Source organism: Rhizobium sp. PDO1-076 (assembly GCF_000247475.1).
Lineage (GTDB): Bacteria > Pseudomonadota > Alphaproteobacteria > Rhizobiales > Rhizobiaceae > Allorhizobium.
Genome location: NZ_AHZC01000140.1, coordinates 1 through 4732 on the forward strand (window position 1 = coordinate 1; position 4732 = coordinate 4732).

Below are 4732 nucleotides of genomic sequence, written 5' to 3' on the forward strand. Positions count from 1 at the left end.
CTGGGTGGACCTTGCGGGCCTCGGCCCAGCAGGCGGCGATGCGTTCGGCGCCTTTCGGCGAGCCGCCGTGCAGCAGGATCATGTCCGCGTGCTTGGCATGGGCCTTGTCCAGCGCGGCCCAAATCCGGTCGTGATCATTGTAGTCCATGCCGCCGCTGAAGGCGATCTTGGTCCCGGTCGGGACCAGCACGGCGTTTTCGGCGTGCCGGCGAGCAGAGAGGAAATCTCTGCTATCGATCATCGCCGCGGTCATGTTGGCGTGGTTGACCTTCGAGCCGGTGCGCGGCCGCCATGCCGAGCCGGTCTGCGCCTCGAAGAGATCGGCGGCGTAGTCGCGCATGAATTCGAAGGCGTTGCGGCGCTCGAGGAGTGTAATGCCCTCGACGACATGGCGCTCAAGCTCGACACTTTTCACTTCCGAGCCGTCCTGCTCGCGCTGGCCGGTGCGCTGGGCGTCCTCGTTGCGCTGAAGCTCGCGCTGGATGCGTTCGCCGGCGCGGTGAAAGAGATTGACCGTCGACCAGAGGAGGTCTTCGAGATCGGGCTCCAACCGCGTGTCACTGAGCATCTCGAACATCGCGGAGAACATCGCGGTCAGCGCCGACTGGACCATTGGCTCCTCGGGCAGCGGACGAGGATCCGGCTCGTCCTGGAAGGGGCGGTAGCCAAAGACTTGCATCTCGTAGATGACGCGGTCGGTCGGGGAAGACGCGTGGTCGGGTTCGAAGGTGTCGTCGAGGGACAAGGTCAGGTTCATAATGGTCTCCGTCGGTTTGGGCCGCGCCTCTCGCGGCCTGACGGCGATCCCTGTCCGGGCGGCGGGCAGGCCGGAACCGCTAGCGCAGCGAAACGGGCCAGCGCAGCGCCGGGCGGTTGAGGGAGGGTTTCTTGACCCGCGAGGAGCGCCGGCTGCCGCATCGGCCCGAAAACTGGGAACCGGTTTTCGGGACAGCCGATGCGGACTAAAAAGCCGGCGCGGGGAAGAAACCTGACCGATCCGCTGAAGGCCAGACAGCCGACTGGTAAGGGTCGCCTCTCGGCAGGCCCGCAGGCGCGCCCCACCAGGACAGAGACCGACAGGACCGGCCCTGCCAGCCACGCCCGGGGCCCGTCCGGCATCCCCTTCTCGGCCGCACTACGAGGGAAGAAGGAGCCAGGCGTCTTCCGGTGCGAGTTGGTCCCGGAGATTTGCGATGAGCCGGTCCGGTCCAAGCCGGCGCAGATCCTCGTTGAAGTCGCCGAGTTCCGGGATGAGCACAAGCGGCAGGATGCCGAGCGCCTGCACCCGGCGGCTCAGTCCCGCGATGCCGTGCCGGCCGGCCGCATCCGCGTCGGCGGCAACGTAGAGGCGCAAGCATCCGGCTGGCGGCCGGAAGGCAGCAAGGTGATTGGCCGTCAGCGCCGAGACCATCGGCATACCGGGCATCACATGCGAGAGCGACAACATGCTTTCGAGCCCCTCACCCGCCGCCACGACAGGCACGAGGCCATGGACAGGAAAGCGGAACCGCACGGCGTTGCCGAGCAGCCCGCCCAGCGCACGGCGGGGATCATCGACCCTTGCCTTGCCCTCGCCATCCGGGTCGAGCCAGGTGCGATGCACGCCGGCGATCGTACCGGCTTGGTCGGTCACGGCTGCGATCAGCGCCGGATAACTGCTCGCCCTGCCGGTTACAAGATCGCGATAGTAGCAGGACGGATGGAAGCGAAGCGCGGGATACAACGATGCGCGCAGGATGCCGCGCTGGCGCAGATAGCTGTCGGCCAGCGTGCCGGAAAGCGGCTCTGTCATACGGAAGAGGCGTCTTGCACGCTCCGCAGCCGGCCTTTCGGTTGGATGGCTGTAGAGGGTATCGTCCCTGTGTGACGACACCCGTCTAGGCTGGGGTTCGTTGAGGAATCGCCGCGCCTCCTCGGCGACATCACGGAAGTCGACCAGCCCGCGGGTTTCCCGCACGAGATCGAGCAGGTCGCCATACTGGCCGGTCGCCGCGTCCGTCCACCTACCCTTACGAGGGCCGAAGAGATGGACATAGAGCGACTTTCCCTTGCTGTTGGCGACGTCACCAACGATCCAGTAATTGCCGGCCCTGCGGCCGGCGGAGAGATAGTGACGGCAGACCGCCTCGGCGTCGCGCGCCAGACGATCCGCCAGCTGTGAAGCGGACAACATGACGGTCAGCTCCAATGAAAGAACTCAAGGGGCAAAACGCTAGGTTTGCGTGGCATTTCCTTGGGTTCGGTGGTGTTGAGATCTGCATCGCTGCCGATCGGCTAAATCTTCTTCGTTCGCAGGAACGGGATTTACTCCGTCCTGCGGTGCTGAACCATTCTCCAATTCGTGACCCTAACACCGGCCTGTTTGTCGGCTTCGGTCACAGAGTGGCGTTCGGCTCCCGGCTTCCCATTCTCCTGAAGAGCGCAGCTCGGACCTGCCGGGCTCGCTAGAACACAATCAGGACAGCCGGGATATCGTCGACGACAGACCTTCCTCGCTGTTGGTGCCGCGCCGCTCGTAAGGGCGCTGGTCACGCAGGATCTGGAAGGTGATCGTCAAAAGCTTGCGCGCGATCGCAACACGCGCCTTGTTCACTCCTCTGAATTTCAGATGTTCATACTGGGCGCGAAGCTGCGGGTCAGTCGCGATGGCCGGCTGAACAGCCTCGACAAAGGCCCAGCGCAGCCACTTGTTGCCCTGCTTGATAATCTTGCTGTGGTAAGTCTTGCCGCCCGACGAATAGGTCGAGGGCACAAGTCCGGCATAGGCGGCCAGCTTCTTCGGATTACGGAAGCGGCCGATGTCGTCGATCTCGGCGTCGATCAGCCTGGCGAAGAACTCCCCGATACCGGGGATGGTCTTCAAAAGCTTCACATTGCCATTGGTCTTCGTCATAGCCCGGATCGTGGCTTCAGACTGCTTGATCCGCTCATTGATGTCGCCGATGAATTCAAGCCCACGATCGATCTGGACGCGATCGATTTCTGAAACGTCAATCGCAGCGAGCTGCTGGCGGCCTGTCTTGCCGAACAGATCACCCAGTTTCTTCAACTGCGCCGTCTGCTCCGGGTAGCGGTCGAACACGGTCACGACCCGGTTCTTTGTCATCGTGCGCAGCCGCACATAGAACATTCGCTCTCGAAGTGCGAGGCGCAACTCCCGCACCCTGTCTCCGGGAGCCCATGCCTCCGGCACCAGATCAGCTCTGAGCAGATGCGCCAGCACCGTCGCGTCGATCTTGTCGGTCTTGATCTTCGCGTCGGCGATCGCCTTGACCTTCAACCGGTGGGCGAGAACGACATCATCACAAATGTCGTCGAGCCAGTCGTACATCACCATCCAGTTACGGGTGGCTTCCATCACGGCATGGCTGCTCTCGCGATACCGTTCCAGAAACGAACCGAGAGACTGGCGGTCGTTCTTCACTCGCCCCGATCGCAACGTCTTCCCGCGGGAATCCTGGACAATCAGGTGGCTGTAGCTTTTGTGGTAATCCACACCAATGTGATAATCATAGGGTGCAGTCACGTTTTGCTCTCCTTCCTTAAGTTCGTCAAAACCAAGGAAAGATAAGCCAAACGGCGCAAGACGTGACTGTCCCAAGATCATCGGCATATCAGCGATCCGTTCTCTCGAGGGGCGAGGCATCTTTCATGCCACCTCCTGAAACGGAAAAAGCCCGGCTTGCGCCGGGCGAGGTGTTCTGAATTCTGGTTGCCATCGATCTCACAGCCGGAAGGCATGGAGAGACTGCGCCGAACTACACGGAGCTCTGCCAATATGAGCGACGCCGAAAGCCTCTGCTCCAGCCCAAAGCCGCCGTCCCTCTGTTAGCCGAACTCCCCTCTCAGCCGAGCAGGCTTCATTGCATCGTGGCGTTTTACTGTCTGTTTTTTAGATAGTAAAACACATGGTGGCCGTGTAGTTTTGATAACGGAACGGGGAGAACAGAGGTGCGAAAATTTACGATCGACGCTCGGGTGATCGAAGAATCGTCGCCTGAATTGCGGGCATTTCTCCCTCAGGCATACGAGCAGCGACTACGCCCGATGTGCATGTGCAAAGATCCGTCCGTGCCGATGTACATCGCCAGGTTCGAAGACCAGTATCTCATCAAGCGGATGCCGCTATCGGGACGGGATCATGATTTTGCCTGCCCCTCCTATGAACCTCCCTACGAGCTTTCCGGCCTTGGCCCGTTGATCGGCAATGCGATCCAGATCGATGCCAACGGCAGGGCCAACCTGAAGCTGGACTTTTCGCTGACGAAGCGCGGGCCTCGCGCGGCACCTGGCGCACAGGCTGAATCGCCTGAACACGGCATCCGAAGTGAGCCAAAGAAACTGTCGCTGCGGGCGATGCTGCATTACCTCTGGGAGGCGGGCGAGCTGACGGAATGGCGTTCGACCTGGGCAGGCCGACGCGGCTGGGGCCGGGTTCGAGCTAGCCTTCTCAATGCGGCCGCGCAGATGACGGCAAGAGGCGCTACGCTAGGGGACATGCTCTTTGTGCCGGAAGTCTTTCATCCCGCGGACAAGGATGGGATCGCCGCCCGGCGCGCCGCGGTGCTCAAGGGCGTGCAGGCGGCCGGCTCGGGTCCACGCAAGCTGATGATGATCGTCGCCGAAGTAAAGGAGCTTTCCACCGCGCGTGAGGGGCAGAGGATCGTCGTGCGGCACATGCCGTTTCCACTGATGATCGAGGAGGGTGCATGGCGGCGTCTCGCCGCGCGCT

At 62.3% G+C, this 4732-nt stretch carries 4 protein-coding genes; 1 reads left to right on the plus strand and 3 read right to left on the minus strand.

Features of this window, described 5'->3' with window-relative positions; translation table 11 throughout:
- From PDO_RS09940 to PDO_RS09955, 3 genes are all read right to left on the minus strand, one after another.
- A partial coding sequence (locus tag PDO_RS09940) for a DUF2493 domain-containing protein (protein WP_007601200.1) occupies window positions 1–757 on the minus strand: 757 nt, incomplete at its 3' end.
- A gap of 378 nt (window positions 758–1135) precedes the next feature.
- Window positions 1136–2173 (minus strand): DUF7146 domain-containing protein, encoded by a 1038-nt coding sequence (locus PDO_RS09945; protein ID WP_007601202.1) that lies wholly within the window; start codon window positions 2171–2173, stop codon window positions 1136–1138.
- 282 nt (window positions 2174–2455) lie between these two features.
- The gene (locus PDO_RS09955; protein ID WP_007601204.1) at window positions 2456–3526 is read right to left on the minus strand and encodes an IS110 family RNA-guided transposase; all 1071 of its coding nucleotides are present in this window, start codon (window positions 3524–3526) and stop codon (window positions 2456–2458) included.
- Window positions 3527–3951: 425 nt separating this feature from the next.
- Here PDO_RS09955 and PDO_RS09960 point away from each other — a divergent pair.
- The coding region (locus PDO_RS09960; RefSeq protein WP_007601207.1) for a DUF1173 family protein at window positions 3952–4732 on the plus strand (781 nt) is incomplete at its 3' end.